The organism is Empedobacter brevis NBRC 14943 = ATCC 43319 (assembly GCF_000382425.1).
In the GTDB taxonomy this organism is placed as follows: domain Bacteria; phylum Bacteroidota; class Bacteroidia; order Flavobacteriales; family Weeksellaceae; genus Empedobacter; species Empedobacter brevis.
In genome coordinates, this window is the sequence record NZ_KB908301.1 from 101,249 (window position 1) to 117,856 (window position 16,608).

18 protein-coding genes are annotated in these 16,608 nt (G+C 32.6%); 11 read left to right on the forward strand and 7 right to left on the reverse strand.

The genetic code is table 11. The annotated features are described in order from the left end of the window. Nucleotides 1–14: 14 nt before the first annotated feature. Nucleotides 15–389, forward strand: coding sequence for a DUF2255 family protein (locus H277_RS0115060; RefSeq protein ID WP_019976446.1), 375 nt, complete (start codon nucleotides 15–17; stop codon nucleotides 387–389). Beyond that, a complete protein-coding gene (locus tag H277_RS19235) occupies nucleotides 386–970 on the forward strand; it encodes a TlpA family protein disulfide reductase (protein ID WP_019976447.1) in 585 nt (194 codons plus the stop codon). The genes H277_RS0115060 and H277_RS19235 overlap by 4 nt, the downstream gene beginning before the upstream one ends. 44 nt (nucleotides 971–1,014) lie before the next feature. Here H277_RS19235 and H277_RS0115070 read toward each other — a convergent pair whose 3' ends face one another. The 3 genes from H277_RS0115070 to H277_RS0115080 are packed head-to-tail and all read right to left on the reverse strand — an operon-like array spanning nucleotide 1,015 to nucleotide 3,338. Then, the gene (locus tag H277_RS0115070) at nucleotides 1,015–2,097 is read right to left on the reverse strand and encodes a glucosaminidase domain-containing protein (protein ID WP_019976448.1); all 1,083 of its coding nucleotides are present in this window, start codon (nucleotides 2,095–2,097) and stop codon (nucleotides 1,015–1,017) included. Next, entirely contained in the window at nucleotides 2,094–3,011 is a 918-nt protein-coding gene (locus H277_RS0115075; RefSeq protein ID WP_019976449.1) for a 1-aminocyclopropane-1-carboxylate deaminase/D-cysteine desulfhydrase, read from the reverse strand. Before H277_RS0115075 ends, H277_RS0115070 begins: the two co-directional genes overlap by 4 nt. Continuing rightward, entirely contained in the window at nucleotides 3,012–3,338 is a 327-nt protein-coding gene (locus H277_RS0115080) for a hypothetical protein (protein WP_019976450.1), read from the reverse strand. A gap of 157 nt (nucleotides 3,339–3,495) precedes the next feature. On the opposite strand from H277_RS0115080, the gene H277_RS20315 reads away from it, so the two are divergent. Next, nucleotides 3,496–3,657: a DUF5522 domain-containing protein gene (locus tag H277_RS20315; protein WP_159155417.1), complete on the forward strand. Its 162-nt coding sequence runs from the start codon at nucleotides 3,496–3,498 to the stop codon at nucleotides 3,655–3,657. A 4-nt stretch (nucleotides 3,658–3,661) separates the two neighbouring features. After that, on the forward strand, nucleotides 3,662–4,396 hold the full coding sequence (locus tag H277_RS19240) for a DUF2911 domain-containing protein (RefSeq protein ID WP_019976451.1): 735 nt from the start codon (nucleotides 3,662–3,664) through the stop codon (nucleotides 4,394–4,396). A gap of 41 nt (nucleotides 4,397–4,437) precedes the next feature. Here H277_RS19240 and H277_RS19245 read toward each other — a convergent pair whose 3' ends face one another. Beyond that, nucleotides 4,438–4,872, reverse strand: coding sequence for a potassium channel family protein (locus tag H277_RS19245; RefSeq protein WP_081623240.1), 435 nt, complete (start codon nucleotides 4,870–4,872; stop codon nucleotides 4,438–4,440). 188 nt (nucleotides 4,873–5,060) lie between these two features. Between H277_RS19245 and H277_RS0115095 the strand changes: the two genes are divergently transcribed. Next, nucleotides 5,061–6,680: a glycoside hydrolase family 10-like protein gene (locus tag H277_RS0115095; protein ID WP_019976453.1), complete on the forward strand. Its 1,620-nt coding sequence runs from the start codon at nucleotides 5,061–5,063 to the stop codon at nucleotides 6,678–6,680. Between the two features lie 55 nt (nucleotides 6,681–6,735). Here H277_RS0115095 and H277_RS0115100 read toward each other — a convergent pair whose 3' ends face one another. The 3 genes from H277_RS0115100 to H277_RS0115110 form a co-directional block, all read right to left on the reverse strand. Next, nucleotides 6,736–7,089 (reverse strand): hypothetical protein, encoded by a 354-nt coding sequence (locus tag H277_RS0115100; RefSeq protein ID WP_019976454.1) that lies wholly within the window; start codon nucleotides 7,087–7,089, stop codon nucleotides 6,736–6,738. A gap of 269 nt (nucleotides 7,090–7,358) precedes the next feature. After that, nucleotides 7,359–7,667, reverse strand: coding sequence for a hypothetical protein (locus tag H277_RS0115105; RefSeq protein WP_019976455.1), 309 nt, complete (start codon nucleotides 7,665–7,667; stop codon nucleotides 7,359–7,361). 140 nt (nucleotides 7,668–7,807) lie between these two features. Next, a complete protein-coding gene (locus H277_RS0115110; RefSeq protein WP_019976456.1) occupies nucleotides 7,808–8,119 on the reverse strand; it encodes a cupin domain-containing protein in 312 nt (103 codons plus the stop codon). Nucleotides 8,120–8,262: 143 nt separating this feature from the next. On the opposite strand from H277_RS0115110, the gene priA reads away from it, so the two are divergent. The 6 genes from priA (at nucleotide 8,263) to H277_RS0115140 (ending at nucleotide 16,223) form a co-directional block, all read left to right on the forward strand. Next, the gene (gene priA / locus H277_RS0115115; protein WP_019976457.1) at nucleotides 8,263–10,722 is read left to right on the forward strand and encodes a replication restart helicase PriA; all 2,460 of its coding nucleotides are present in this window, start codon (nucleotides 8,263–8,265) and stop codon (nucleotides 10,720–10,722) included. Nucleotides 10,723–10,841: 119 nt separating this feature from the next. Further along, entirely contained in the window at nucleotides 10,842–11,567 is a 726-nt protein-coding gene (locus H277_RS0115120; RefSeq protein WP_019976458.1) for a DUF3667 domain-containing protein, read from the forward strand. Nucleotides 11,568–11,806: 239 nt separating this feature from the next. After that, complete coding sequence (locus H277_RS0115125) at nucleotides 11,807–12,496, forward strand: ABC transporter ATP-binding protein (protein WP_026357638.1); 690 nt, start codon at nucleotides 11,807–11,809, stop codon at nucleotides 12,494–12,496. 83 nt (nucleotides 12,497–12,579) lie between these two features. Further along, nucleotides 12,580–13,809 carry an ABC transporter permease gene (locus H277_RS0115130; RefSeq protein ID WP_019976460.1) on the forward strand — a complete coding sequence of 410 codons (1,230 nt, stop codon included), beginning with the start codon at nucleotides 12,580–12,582 and terminating at the stop codon, nucleotides 13,807–13,809. Then, entirely contained in the window at nucleotides 13,809–15,065 is a 1,257-nt protein-coding gene (locus tag H277_RS0115135; RefSeq protein ID WP_019976461.1) for an ABC transporter permease, read from the forward strand. The genes H277_RS0115130 and H277_RS0115135 overlap by 1 nt, the downstream gene beginning before the upstream one ends. Before the next feature lie 24 nt (nucleotides 15,066–15,089). After that, nucleotides 15,090–16,223: an efflux RND transporter periplasmic adaptor subunit gene (locus H277_RS0115140; RefSeq protein WP_019976462.1), complete on the forward strand. Its 1,134-nt coding sequence runs from the start codon at nucleotides 15,090–15,092 to the stop codon at nucleotides 16,221–16,223. The last annotated feature ends 385 nt before the right edge of the window (nucleotides 16,224–16,608 follow it).

Below are 16,608 nucleotides of genomic sequence, written 5' to 3' on the forward strand. Positions count from 1 at the left end.
AATAAAATTTAAGGATGAATAATTTTGAAAAAGTAAAAAATTATATAAGTACACATAATTTAATAGGGTTAAAAGCTGGATTATCCAGGGAAAGTTTTTTAGATATCTGGATGGTTATTGTGGACAATAGAATATTTGCTCGGTCTTGGGGATTTGCGGAGAAAAGCTGGTATAACACTTTTTTAGTTGAGAATGAAGGAGAATTAAGATGCGGAGATTTGATAGTGAAGATTAAGGCTCAAATTCCAAATGACCTGAATCAGATTTCAGCTGAAATAAATAAAGCCTATTTAGATAAATATAATTATGGAGATAATTCGGTATATGCGAAAGGCATTACTGAACAAGAACATGTAGACAAAACGATGGAATTTATAGTTGCCGAATGAAAAAAGAGTTAATTATATTGTCAATGATTTTTACACTTTTTAGTTGTAATAAATCCGAACAAAAAATTGAAGAATCTACTGAAATAGAAAAGAGTGATTCTTTTGTAAAAAAAGATTCTCTAACAACAGTTACATCGAAAGAATTGGTGAAAGCGCCGGATTTTTCGTTAGCTGATATTAATGGAAAACGATTTAACTTAGCTGATTTTAAAGGAAAATATGTTTACATCGATATTTGGGCGACTTGGTGTGGTCCTTGCAAAGTTCAAATTCCTTTTATGAAAGAATTAGAAAAACAATTTCATGATGCCCCAATTCATTTTGTAAGTATTTCTTTGGATAAAGAGGAGGATAAACCTATCTGGAAGAAAATGATAAGAGAGAACCAGATGTCTGGTGTACAATTATTTGCCGGGAAGGAAAATAATTTCGGGTATGATTATCAAATTCAATACATCCCGACTTTTCTGATTTTGGATAAGGAAGGTAACATTATGATTGATCGTGCACCCGCGCCAATGGATTATCAAACCGGGGAAATTAATCAGCAACTGGTCGATATTTTAAAGATGATGAAATAAAAAAAGCTTCCAAATGGAAGCTTTTTTCAATAATATTAAAAATTTTATGCTCTGACTTTTGTCTTTAAGTTGATTCGTTGCCCTACTTTTGGTTGATCACCAGGTTCCATGCGATTGAGTTTGTACAAATTGTTTACTTTTACACCAAATCGTTGAGAAATGGTGTACATATCATCTCCTTCCTGTACTTTATAAGAATAATCAGACCCCTTGGTTTTCTTTTTTCCAAAAAATACAATTTGTCCATCTTTTAATTTAGACCCCATTTGAATTTCATTGAAATTTGCAATTTCAGAAGGAACTTTATTATAAGTTTTCGAAATTGTGGCAATAGTTTCGCCAGCTTGTGCAACGATATAAGGAATATTATTTTTGTGTTTTTTGATACGCATTGATGGATTTTGCGGGCGAGTTTCATAAACAATTGTTTTGCTATTTACTGCTTGCTCATTTTTTTCCACCTTATCACTTTGGGGTTGATAAGAAGCTAAAATAACTTCTTCTTTGTTTATTTTTTGTTCATTTTTCGATTTCTTTTTCGAAAAATTATTCGCCATTAACATGTCATCTTGATTGTTGTATAATGTATACAATTTAGCATAAACCTCTTCGGTTGAAATTTTATCAAATTGGTCTAAATTATATTTTTCGATTCGCGAAATGAGTTTGTAGGCATATTTAGGATCTGTTGCATATCCAGATTTTTTTAATCCATGTGCCCATGCGTTATAATCAGTCGGATCTAAGACAAATAAGGCTTTGTAATAAGGTCTTAATGCTAAAAATTTTGAGTGATCTCTGTAACTTTCTTCAACAGACGTATATTTTCTAAAACATTCGCCCTTTGCATCATCATCATGATAAATTCTTGGTTTGTCCAAAGACCATTCTTCAGGGCCTTTACATTTTATACCAAAATGATTATTTGCTTGATCAGCTAATTTACTCTGTCCTCCTCCGGTTTCTAATAAACCTTGTGCCAAAGTAATACTTGCAGGAACTTTGTAAAGTTGCATTTCTTCAACAGCTAAAGCAGCATGTTTTCGAATGTAAGTAATGTCTCTGCTTTCTTGTGCCTGGGTTGAAATTGACAACACAAAACTAAAAACGTATAACAATTTTTTCATTCTATAATATTTTTGTTCTTCTTCTTTAAATGTTTGTTCATTCCCTCAATTCCTTGCAATCCGCCTGTATGAACTAAAAGAATTTTAGAATTATCACTAAAATAATGATTTTTAATTAATTGAAAAATTCCAAAAACCATTTTCCCGGTGTAAATAGGATCCAATTGAATTTGGTTAATTCGTTTGAAATCATTTACAAAAGTAATTAATTCATCCGAAACTTTTCCATAACCGCCAAAATGATACTCATTAAAAATAGTAAAGTTTGTTTTTTCTGTCAGTTTTTCAACTTCGTTTTGGATAAAATCTCCCTTCAAACTAGGGAAACCTAAAATTCTCTGATGAGGTTGAGCACTTTCAATCAAACCGGCAATCGTTCCTCCTGTTCCAATAGCCGAAACAATAAAATCATAGTTGAAACAGTCGTCGTACAAAATTTCTTTACATCCTTTTATTGCAAAATCATTTGTACCTCCTTCCGGTATAACGTAAGTATCTGGATATTTAGTGTTTAAATCGGTTAAAAAATTGAGATCATCTTTTTTACGATAAGTTTCTCGCGAAATAAAATGAAGTTCCATTCCGCATTGTTGAGCGAAACGTAAAGTTGGGTTTTCATCTATTTTATGAATCAATTCTTCACCGCGGATAATTCCGATTGTTTTGAAATGATATATTTTTCCGGCAGCAGCAGTCGCCGCAATATGATTGGAAAAAGCGCCTCCAAAAGTCAAAAGTTTTTTGAACCCGAGTTTTTGCGCTTCTAAGAAATTATATTTTAGTTTTCTGAATTTATTTCCTGAAATTTCCGGGTGAATCAAATCTTCTCTTAAAATGGAGAGTTGAATATTTTGAGAAGTTAACTGTTTAATTTCAATATGTTGTATTTGAGCTTTATAATCGTTCCAAATCATTTAGATGTAGTTTAAAAAACTATAGAATTTCCGTTCTTTCAGATAATGTAGATTGTGTTCGTTTGCATAAGCTTCACGTTCAAAACTAATGTTGCGATAAGCTTTGTGCTGATCACGGTACTGAATCAATCGAATTCCATATTCTATCAAATACCAAGGATAAAAGAAGGCGACAAAAAGTTCAAGTTGTTGTATAAGATGAATGGTTTCATGATTGATTAAAACCTCATTGTTTTTCAATTTTTTGTCTTTCAAAAAAATGAAAGGAAAAATGGTAATTCCAATAAAATTTTTACGAAATAGATGGCTTAAAACAACAATAAACATTAATTTAGATAATTCTATTTTGTTACAAAATTAATCATTAATATCAAGAAGTTGATTTAAAAAGCATTAAAAATCATAATTTTATATAAACGAATGTTTATCATGGATTAATAAATGACTATGTAACAATAAAAGTTGTAATTTCACCACATTAGAAATGAAAAAGTTTGAGGAAGGAGATTATTATTTATCTCCGGAAGGATTCCGGATTTTTACGGCTCAATACCTAAAAAAAAGAGGATATTGCTGTAAAAGCGGTTGTAAACATTGTCCATATGGATACGATAAAAAAACAGATAAAATAAAGAATAAGAAATAATTTTATGAAAATAACATCAACAATTTTAGCTTTATTAATAGGAAGCTGTGCTTTTGCTCAGATGAAATTTCCTGCAGTAAGTTCGCATGCAGAAATAGAACAAAAAGTTGGATTAACAGAATTTGAAGTTGAATACAATCGTCCAAATGTTAACGACCGAAAAATTTTTGGAAAATTAGTTCCCTATGGAGAAGTTTGGCGTACAGGTGCCAATGAGAATACAATTATTAAGTTCAATCAGCCCATAAAAGTGAATGGACAGGATTTGGCGGCTGGTGAATATGCATTGTATAGTATTCCAAACAAAGAAGGTTGGGATGTGATTTTCTACAAAGACACAAAGAATTGGGGAAATCCCAAAGAATGGAAAGAATCGAATATCGCATTGAAAGTGAAAGCTAAATCAATGAAATTAACAGGAAACAAAACAGAAACGTTTGAAATCCGTTTTACAAATGTGACGCAAAAATCAGCAAATTTAGTATTGGCGTGGGAGGATGTAAATGTTGCTTTAGCTATCGAAACGAATACAATCAATACAGTGATTAAAATGATTGAAGAACACTTGAATGATACTTCCTCTGCAAGAGATTTTTATAATTCAGCTAATTTCTATTATTCAAATAAATTGGATAGAAACCAAGCATTGAAATGGGTGAATATTGCATTAGAAAAAGATCCAAATGCCCCGGATTATTATAAAGAATTGAAAAGTAACATCGAAAAAAGTAAATACTAAATAAAAGAATCCCTTTCTTATCTGATAAGAAAGGGATTCTTTTATTGGGCAATATTTTTCTTTAAGATGATTTGAAGATAAGAGAACATTAATGCAGTGGACCAACCAACCATCATAATGCCATTTATAGCTTCTAAGCCAGCCAATATTTTCCATTCACTATCAATCACAACATCTCCATAACCAACAGTTGTAAAAGTAATTAATGAAAAGTAAATAGCTTCTTCGAAACTGTATAAATTATCAATGTTTGGATTGAAATAAAAAGTAGCCGCCCAAATAGTACATTGCGCACCATGTAATAAGGTAAGCAAAGAAACAGATAATGCCATTTGCCACAAGACTTGGCTAATGGTTAACCGGTGTTTTTTGAGATTGAATTTATGCAGATACCGTAGAGAGAATACAGTAACCGTTGACTGTAAGATCACATTCACACAAATTATCAATACTCCAAAACATATAATTAGAAACATATTAATATTATCTTTTATTGATTACGATTAAATGGAAATAAATTGAGCTTTTTAAGATTGTTTTTTACCTGAAAATTTAGTAAATTTAGGAACAAAGCGTAAAATGAATATGCTAAATGTTTGCAAAATTCCAGATTGATGCAGCTTTATTACTAATTTTGTAACGCTAAAAATACATATTTCAACTGATGAAAATTAATTTTAAATACATTTTGATGTGTGTTGGGGTAGCTGCTCTCAGCCTAACTTCTTGTGCAACAAATAAAAGCTCAAAAAAAATAGTGTACAAAAAAGTGGAGACGAAACAGCCTGTAAAACCTGTAGAATCTACTAAGCCTACTATTCTTACTACACCAAAAACTGAAATTTCAACGAAAAAAGAAGAACTTTTTACTGTGAAATTGCCAGAAGTAAGTCGTGAATTTCGTGCGGCTTGGGTTGCTTCTGTAGCAAATATTAACTGGCCTTCCAAAAAAGAATTGACGACTGCTCAACAAAAAGACGAAGCAATAAAATTGTTAGATATGTTAGAAGCTAATAATTTTAATGCTGTTATTTTTCAGGCTCGCCCAGCTGCAGATGCATTGTATAAAAGTAATTTTGAACCTTGGTCTTACTTTTTGACAGGACAAGAGGGAAAAGCACCTTACCCTTATTATGATCCATTAGAGTTTTGGGTAGAGGAAGCACACAAGCGCGGAATTGAACTTCATGTTTGGTTGAATCCTTATAGAGCCCATCACAGTAGCGGAGGACCTGTAACCAGTGAATCGATGGTGAAAAAATCGCCGGGTAATGTGGTGAAATTAAAAAACGGGATGTATTGGTTTGATCCTGCTGATAAGAGAACGCAAGATCATGTTTCGGAAGTTGTTCGCGATATTGTTTCACGTTATGATATTGATGGAATTCATTTTGATGATTATTTCTATCCATATGCGTCATATAACGGAGGAGCCGATTTTCCTGATAACGCTACATGGAATGTGTACAGAAATAATGGAGGAACATTAGCAAGAGCCGATTGGCGTCGTCACAATGTCAATACAATTATTGAACGTATTTATAAAGAAATCAAAGCTGAAAAACCATTTGTTAAATTTGGAATCAGTCCATTCGGAATTTGGAAACCTGGTTATCCTTCAGGAATTACAGGTTCTTCTCAGTATGATGAATTGTATGCTGATGCTAAATTATGGCTAAACAAAGGGTGGGTCGATTATTTTTCACCTCAATTGTATTGGCCGATTAATTCAACAGGACAAAGTTTCCCTAAATTATTAGAATGGTGGAAATCTGAAAATACACATAACCGTCATCTATGGCCGGGGTTGAATACTGTTGAGGTAAAAGTTTCTGACAGGACAACTGAAATTACAAATCAAGTAAAGATGGCGGGTGAAATTTTACAAAATAATGTAGGTGTTATTCACTGGAGTATTGCCGGTTTAACAAAAAATCCATCAATGTTAAGCTATTTGAAAGAAGGACCTTACAAAACGAAAGCTTTGGTTCCGACAATGAATTGGATAAAAGCGGATCATTTAGCTAAACCAAGTTTAGCTGTAAATGCTAAATCATCAGAAGTTGTCATGAGTTGGAACGAGAATAAAATGTCTTCTAATATTTCGAAATGGATTTTATATACGCGTTACAACAACGATTGGGAAACAGCTATTTTAGATAGAACGAAAACGAATCAAACGGTTTCTAAATATAAAAATGGTAAAAACCTGACAGCTGTAGCATTAAAAGCAGTAGACCGTTTAGGAAACGAAAGTGAGTATGTTGCTCAAAGAATCAATTAAAAATCAACCTATTTTAAAATATAAATCCTCAACTAAAGTTAGTTGGGGATTTTTTTTATTCTCGTCTTTTCAAAATATAATAAAGTGCGTCATCATCATTTTCCTTTGACGTGTAGGCAAACTGAAATTCATAGCCATTTGCAGACATAAAATTTAGAGCATCAATCATCGAATTGAATTTTACCGTATTTCCTTTCTCGTCTTTTATTTTCAAACCATTCTTAAAAGAAATAGATTTTGTTTCTTGTCCAAAATCTAGCCGAACATTCATTTTCGTACTTAAACCTCTTCCGGTTCCTATAATTTGGACATAATCAACATCAATATCTTTTATAGGAACATCATTCACAGTCTGTGCAAATGAAATAGAACTGATAAAAGTTCCAAGAATTACCATTATTTTTTTCATAGGTTTTAATACTTACAATATTTAAATTAAATTTAAATAAAAAATACTTGAAATACAATCTTATCAAATGGTTTACAGTTCTTGTGTAGTTTACAAATGGTTTATTTTGTAAAATTTTAGGTTTTGTTCCTAGACATGAACAGATTGTTGGTGAAATCTTAGGAAATCAGCACGCCCATGTTTTCACTATATTGATTGAAGATCGTAAACAAATCAACCTAATTAAGTTTGCTTCAAAAACAGAAAAAAACACTCAATTAGAGTGTTTTTTATAGTTGATTCTTTTTAATTCTTATTTTTCCTTTATGTTCATGGTACATCATACAGGTTACTTTGTCATCAAGTTCTTTGCACGTTTTTTCAAAATCATAAATAACACTTACTGTTTCACCTTCTTTCTTTTCCTGAAGCATTTCAGCATTACAAACCAAATAATCTTCTTTGTCATCAATGCGAATGTAAGTTCCTGTGCAATCTCTAACAACTGTTCCGGTAAATAAACGGTCATGTTTGATTGTTGTGCTGCAAGATGATAAAATTAAGGTAAAGAGAGTTGTTAAGACGAATGCTATTCTCATATTGTATGATTAATTAAATAAGTCTAAATATAAAGCTATTTTATTTATATCAACAGAATTTAAATCCTTTTTTAGAGTTCTTTTAATTTTTTTATATTTTTAACTAGAGTAGATCAGTGATATGATTTTTGGAAATGCAACTAAATTTTTTTCTCACTAAAATTTAGAATGACCAACATCATTGCATCTTGTTTTGACGTAACTTGATGAATCACTTTTCGTGGAATTTCGTACTCATCATAGGTTTTCAAGTTTACAACTTCAATTTTCGAGTCGATTTCGATTTCGCCTTTGAGCATCATAATTTTTGCATCAACAGGCAATTGATGATCAATTAATTTTAATCCTTCTTTTAATCCAAAAGCAACAACACGAGTATTGTCATTTCTGAAAATAATTTTGATAATGGGTTTTTCTAATTTCGAGATCTGATCTACTATGGCATGCAACATAACTTTATGATTTGATTTGCTTAAATTTACGACCAATTCTGTTGTCTTTTCTATTTTTAAGATTAAATTAATTCAATTTATGATATTCTTAAAACTTGATTTCGCAAAATCCTTTTCTTAACTTGCCGGCATAATTCTATAAAATGGTCACAACTTATTTTGCCGAAGTTATTTTGCCTCTTTCATTAAATGGAACGTTTACGTATCACCTTTCCGAATCAGATTTACAGCAAATAAAAGTTGGACAACGTGTGGCCGTTCCATTCGGAACACAGAAATTGTACACAGGGATTGTACATTCAGTTCATGAAAATGCACCGGAACTTTACAAAACCAAAGCAATTCATGCGTTTTTGGATAATGAACCTTTGGTGACCCAAGTACAGATTGAATTTTGGGAATGGATGGCAAATTATTACATGTGTTCGCTGGGAGATGTATTTCGTAATGCCTTTCCTTCTGCATTAAAATTAGAATCACAAACATTTGTCCGGTTGATTAACCCAAATTATGAAACAGTTGAAGAATTAAATGATTACGAATTTTTAGTTTTTGAAGCACTTAAATTACGGGAGATAATTTCGGTGGAAGAAGCTGCTTTAATTGTCGATGAGAAATCTGCAATTCCGACTTTAAAACTATTGATTGATAAAGGAATTATTCGTTTGGATGAAAAGCTGAATGAAAAATATACACCAAAAATAGATAATTATGTTCGGTTGCATCCGAATTTAAAAGGAAATGAGATCGCGTTTATCGAAGTTTTAAATCAATTAAATAAAGCGCCAAAACAGCGCGAAACCTTATTGCAATTGATTACTTTAGAAACACAATTGCAAGATAAACCTTTAAAAGTGGCTGATTTTGTGAAACAAGGCGCTACGAATGTGGTAATAAAATCTTTAGCAGAAAAAGGGGCGGTAGAAATTTATCAAAATCAAACATCTCGTGTCGATGAGGATGAAAAAGATGTAATAGAGATAGCAGAGTTGACAGTGAAACAAACGGTTGCTTTCAATCAGATCAAAGAAGATTTTAAAGAAAAATCAACCGTTCTTTTGCATGGAGTAACATCAAGCGGTAAAACGGAAATTTACCTAAAATTGATACAGCAAGTGATTGCGAAAGGCAATAAGGTGTTGTATTTATTACCTGAAATTTCAGTAACAACACAGCTTGTTCATCGAATCAAAAAACATTTTGGCGAAAGAGTAGGTGTTTATCATTCTAAATTTAACCAAAATGAGCGTGTAGAATTGTGGCAAAAAACGTTGAAAGGTGATTTTGATGTGATCATTGGTCCGCGAACAGCTTTGTATTTACCTTTTGATAATTTGGGAATGATAATCGTTGATGAAGAACATGAATCGTCTTATAAGCAAATGGATGTAAAACCATTTTTCCATGCCCGTGATATGGCAATGTTACTTGGAGGTATGATGAATGCAAAAGTTTTACTGGGATCAGCGACACCTTCGGCGGAAAGTTATTACAACGCTAAAAATAAAAAATACGGTTATGTTGAGCTAAATGAGCGTTTTGGAAATATTAAGTTACCGGAGATTAGTCTGGTCGATTTAAAAAAAGCACAGAAAGAGAAAGAAGTGACAGAAGATATTTCGCACACGCTTCGTGACGAAATATTTGAACAATTGAATCGTAAAAAACAAGTGATTTTGTTCCAGAATCGTAGAGGTTATGCGCCAATTATGGAATGTAATACGTGTGGTCATACGCCCGAATGTCCAAATTGCGATGTAAGTTTAACCTATCATAAATTCTCGAATCAACTAAAATGTCATTACTGTGGTTATGCACAAGCAAAACCTTTGCGTTGCCCAAGTTGTGGCTCGCATGAATTGAATACAAAAGGAATTGGAACAGAGCAGATTGAGCAACAAATCCAAGCTATTTTTCCGGAAGCGAAAGTCAGAAGAATGGATGTGGATGCAATGAGAGGAAAATTTGCTTATGAAAAATTGATTGAAGATTTTGAAAACAATGAAATAGATATTTTAATCGGAACCCAAATGATTACGAAAGGGTTTGATTTTGGAAATGTTAATTTTGTAGGTGTCATTCGGGCGGACTCTTTGTTGAATTTTCCTGATTTCAGAGCACATGAAAAAGCTTTTCAGTTGTTAACACAAGTGGCAGGACGAGCTGGTCGTAGACAAGAACAAGGAAAAGTATTGATTCAGTCCTTTCAGCCGGAACATCAAATTTTACAGCATGTAACGACTTATAGTTATGCCCCGACGATGAAAGATATTTTGTATGAACGCAAGGAGTTTTTGTATCCGCCTTATTCGCGTTTAATAAAATTGCGTTTCAAGCATAAAAATAAAGAACGTTTGGATAAAACCGCTGCTCAATTAGTTGTTTTGCTTCAACCAAGTTTTGATACTCGTTGTTTACTTGGTCCGGAAGCTCCATCAATTGGTCGAATCAATAATTTGTATATCACAGATGTGATGATAAAAATAAGACCAAACCAATCTCCACAAAAAGTAAAAGAATTAATTCAGGCAAAAATAGATCAACTGCATACAATAGCTGCTTTTCGCTCGGTGCGAATAGATATAGATGTAGATCCTGTTTAAAAAAGTAATTAATATATTGGAAGATTTTTTGTAAAAAAAGTTTGCTTTTTTAGGATGTATACTTAGTTTTACAAGACTAATCGTATGAATGATATTTTAACTTATAGATTTATTTGAAAATGCAAAACAAATGTTTGAATTGCGAACAATCAATTCAAGAAAATTATTGTTCGAATTGTGGACAAGCCACGTCTACTCATAGGTTTTCATTGAAACATTTTTTCTTGCATGATTTTATCCATGGAATTTTCCATTTTGATAAAGGATTTATTTTTACAATTAAAGAATTATTTACACGACCGGGACATAGTATAAGAGAATATATTCAAGGTAAAAGAGTCAAACATTTTAATTGTTTTACAGCGATACTTTTAATTTTAACAATAGAGTATTTTTTCACAAAAGCTTTTCCAGTTGACAAATCAGTTTTTTATTCTAGTTTCGAAGGATTTTATAAGGTTTATAGAGATTATTCTAAGTTCGTAGTCTTTTTAGCGATTCCATTTTTTTCTTTTTTCAGTTACCTTATTTTTCGAAAAAGTAACCAGAATTATACTGAAAATTTAGTCTTAAATACGTATTTAGTTTGTGGCTGGTTGGTGATTAATTTATTGCAAAAAATAACATTAACATTTGTGTCAGAAGCTTATTATGAATTGGTGAAAATAGTCACAATATTTATGACGATTATTTATGTTTATCTGTTTTATTATCAATACTTTTCAGTCTTTAAATTTAAAGTGCCATTATTTTTAAAGGTTTTAATCATAACCTCTATAATCTTAATACTGAAACAAATCATAAATTCAGGCTTGAATGATGCAGGACAATATTTTTTACATTAATCTTTATAGTCAAAAAAGATAGTTCTCAAAAACTATCTCTTTTGACTTTTTCTGTTGTATTAAGTTCTAAATATTGTTCGTTTGATGAGTGTCTGAAAAGATTTTATTTAATGAGAATAAGAGAATAAAAGACTTACATCCTATTTTTCTAATGTCATTAAAGGATCTTGTCTTCTTCTGTAACATTTTTCAGATAATTTCGACTTATCTGTTATCTTTATTGAAATTTACAACAATCTATGATATCTATTCGAGATCTAAATAAATCCTATATAATGGGAAAAAATAAACTTCATGTATTGAAAGGAATCAACCTTGAAATTGCAGAAGGTGAATTTGTCGCAATTATGGGGTCTTCGGGGTCTGGTAAATCAACTTTATTGAATATCATTGGGATGTTAGATGAACATGATACTGGTATTTATGAATTAGATGGTGTCAGAATAGAAAAATTGAACGAAACAAAAGCAGCTAATTACCGTAATAAATTTTTAGGATTTATTTTTCAATCATATAATTTGATCAGTTTCAAAAATGTATTGGAAAATGTAGCCTTGCCTTTATATTATCAAAAAGTAAAACGCTCTGATCGAAATAAAATAGCACTGAGCTACCTCGAAAGAGTAGGATTAGAGCCTTGGGCCTCTCATATGCCGAATGAACTTTCAGGAGGACAAAAACAGCGTGTTGCCATTGCGCGCGCGTTGGCGGCGAAGCCAAAACTATTGCTAGCAGATGAACCGACCGGAGCTTTGGATACGAAAACTTCCCAAGAAGTGATGCATTTGATACAGGAGATTAACGATGAAGGAAAAACAATTGTTATGGTAACCCATGAAGATGATATTGCCAATATGTGTAAACGTATTGTTCGTTTGAAAGATGGTGTGATTGTGAGTGATGAAAAAGTAGAACAGGTAAGAGTTTAAAAAAGAATAATCGATTTTAATTGTGAGTTATTTTTGAAGAAATCATCTCATAGATCATATAATTTATAATTAACAAAATAAATATGTTTGACACAGACCGTTGGCGGGAAATATGGTCGTCTATTACGAGTAATAAATTGCGTACAGCATTGTCCGGATTGACAATTGCTTTGGCGCTTTTTGTATTTATTACATTGTATGGATTAGGGAATGGATTGCAGAATGGCTTTCAACAAGAGTTTTTTCAAGCAAATTCATTGAATATTACTGTAAGCGGGGGAACAACAACAGTGCCTTATAACGGATTCAAACAAGGGAGAACAATTGAATTGGATATAAAGGATTTTAATTTTATTAAAAACTCATTTCCAAATGAAGTCAAATACATTGTAAGTACAATTGCAAAAACAGATACAATCCGAAATGAGGCAAATTCAGGAAGTTACTCCATTACCGGAGTTTATCCGGAGTATGAGGGGATGATAAATGAAAAAGTGACGTTAGGTCGATTTATCAATCAAAAAGATATGGACAGCCAATCTAAATCGATTGTAATCGGGCGTTTAGTAGCAAAAGATTTTTACCCGAACCAGATTGTAATTGGAAAATATTTGCAGATAGGTTCCGGTATGTATCAGATTGTTGGTGTTTTTGAAAGTAAAGATGGGGGAGATAATGCCGAACGTGCTTTATATACTCCTTTCACAACATTCAGAACAATTTATGCAACAGATAAAGTTTCTTCAATCATCGTAACACCAAAGCAAGGAATGGAATTGGCAGACATTACAAAACTGGCCAATGCAATTGAATATAATATGAAAGGTCGGCATAATATTGCGCCTTCAGATTATGGAGGGATTTGGGTTAGAAATGCAGCAGATGCGATGGAAGACACAAATCAATTTTTTTTAATTTTAACAATTATTGTATTCGTGATCGGAGGAGGGAGTTTGATTGCGGGAATTGTAAGTATTGGAAATATAATGGTGTTTAGTGTGAAAGAACGGACAAAAGAAATTGGTATTCGTAAAGCTTTAGGTGCCACACCTGCCAATGTTTTAAGTTTAATTTTACAAGAGGCTATTTTGATTACACTTATTTTTGGAGCAATAGGAATTGCATTAGCAGCACTTTTGGTCGAGAATATTGGAGATAGTTTAGAAGAGTATTTTATTTATAATCCGGGTGTAGAAACCAATTCGTTGGTAATGGCTTGTATTATTTTGTTTGTTGCAGGAACTGTTTCGGGGTTAATTCCGGCACTGAATGCGGCACGTATTAAACCTATTGATGCTTTAAGAGACGAATAATGAACTTTATTAAATTTGTTTTTGATCCAGATGCTTGGAGCGAAGTTTATGCAGCAATTCGCAAAAATAAACTGCGCACAATTTTGACGATGATTGGTGTAGCATGGGGAATGTTCTTATTTGTATTATTATTAGGTGTGACACGAGGTTTGCAAAATGGATTTGATCGTAATTTGGCAGATGCGGCAACTAATTCTTTATTTGTTTGGGGAGGAACAACATCTATGCCTTATCAAGGTTTTCAGAAAGGGCGTACAATTGAATTAAAAATGAGTGATGTTCGCCAAATTCAAGCTCGTTTTCCTCAAATATCATTATTAGCCCCACGTAACTCTAAGCCAAGTTCTATTCTGACTTATGGGACAAAATATAATTACTACACTGTAAATGGAGATTATCCGGATCAAAATCGCATGTTTGGGAAAGATATTATTCAAGGACGTTTTATCAATGAGGACGATATCAAAACAGAAGCAAAAGTTTGTGTGATAGGCATTGAAGTGGCGGAACAGTTTTTTGGCAATAACCCAAGACCTTTAGGGAAAGAAATTAGGATTAGTGATAGTTATTACACAATTGTCGGAGTTTATGATGCACCATCTTCTCCTGTAGAAAGTAAAGATCAGGTATTTATTCCGTTTACGACATTTCAAAAAATATATAACCAAGGAGAAATTATTCAGTATTTGAGTTTGAGCTTGCCGAACAATTACGATATCGTTGCGTTTGAAAAAGAGTTGAAAGCTTATTTGAAGCAAATTAAAAATATTGCACCAGAAGATGATCAGGGAATAGGAGGTTTCAACCTAGGGGAAATGCTAGGGAAAATCATGAAATTTGTAAAAGGAATGCAATTTCTGGCAATTGTTGTAGGTGGAATGACATTGTTTTCAGGAGTGATTGCAATTGCAAGTATTTTATTGATTACTGTTTCGGAGCGAACAAAAGAATTTGGTATACGGAGGGCATTGGGGGCGATTCCTGCTCAAATTCGTGGACAAATTCTTTTAGAATCGGTTGTTTTGACATTAATTGCTGGTTTGGGAGGAATCATTTTTGCAGCTCTTTTATTGATGGTCTTAAATGAATTAATTATCCCTTCAAATAAAAATATACCTTTATATAATGCCTCAATCGATTTATTTACGCTATTTACGGCTTTAGCTGTTATGGTGATTATGGCTACTTTGGCAGGATTGATTCCTGCTCAACGCGCTATCCAAATAAAGCCAATTGATGCTTTGAGAGATGAGTAACTAAAACTTAACAGATATAAAAGAATGAAAAAAGTTCTAAAAATTTTGATGATTGTCATTTTTATCGGTGCTGTAATCGGTGTGATTGCTTATTTCGGTAAAAAGAATAGCCAAGATAATCAGGTTTATGAGACAACGACACCTTTTATGGGAGATATCGAGGTGAAAGCTGTAGCGACAGGAGAAGTAAAACCATTAGAAACGATTGAGATAAAACCCAATATTTCGGGAGTAATTAAATCCATTAATGTTTCTGAAGGTCAATATGTGGAAAAAGGTCAATTGATTTGTGAATTGAAAGTTGTCCCAAATGTTCAATCATTAAATGCAGCTCGTCAAGCAATTCAAGCTGCTCAAATTACAGTAGATCAGGAACGTCGTAATTTTAGTCGAACGAATACCTTGTACAATCAAGGGGTATTACCTCGTGCAGATTATGACAACTCAAATGCTACTTATAAAGCTGCTTTACAACAATTAAGAGCAGCAGAAAATGATTATAAAGTGGCGCAAACTGGTATTGCTCCTGGTTTGGAAGCATATGCGACAACACGTATTCTAGCTACAACTTCAGGAATGATTTTGGATATTCCGGTTGAGGTTGGAAATATGGTACAAGAGATTAATAATTTCTCTACAGGTACAACAATTGCAACAATGGCCGATGTGAAGAAAATGATTTTCCAGGGAAAAGTAGATGAAGCTGAAGTAGGTAAATTAAAAGAAGGAATGAAAATTAATGTATCAATTGGTGCTATTCCAAACAAAACATTTACAGCAATTCTAGACTTTATTTCTCCCCAAGGTGTAGCTAATAATGGAGTGGTGCAGTTTGAAATCAAGGCACCGGTTCAGTTAGATGCTGATAATTTTATCCGCGCAGGATATTCAGCAAATGCTGAGGTGGTCACTCAGGAAGCGAAAAATGTATTGATGATAAAATCAGCTCACGTACGTTATGATGAAAAACAAAAGCCATATGTAGAGCTCTTAACTTCAGGTAAAGGTCAAGATGCCAAATATGAAAAAAAATACATTACACTTGGAATAACAGATGGAGTAAACGTTCAAGTAAAATCTGGTTTACAAAAAATAGATAAGATCAAAATCTGGAATACCGATTTAGGAAAAGATAAAAAACCGGATGAATCAGCATAAAAACGATAACAATAATTACTATCAACTATAAAAGGAGAACTTCATCGTTCTCCTTTTATAGTTAATAGCACGATGCTTCCACGATTCAATAACCCGAATTTCTCCTCTCTTTTCGTTGAATAATCACAAATCGCTAGACATTTTTTGGTTTTACCCTCTATAGATTTCGCGCTTGTTTTAGCAGGGATCCGGCCACTTTTCGGTTTTAATTTATGATTTTTTAAAAAATATTTAGCGATATAACAATGAGTTAGGGTATTTGTGTAAAATAAATGTAAATTTCGTTTGGAGTTTCGGAAAAATGGGTTGTATATTTGCAATCCCAATACGAAAGACGAGTAGTATTGTAGTTGACATAGGAGCTTATAAATACCGGAAATTATTT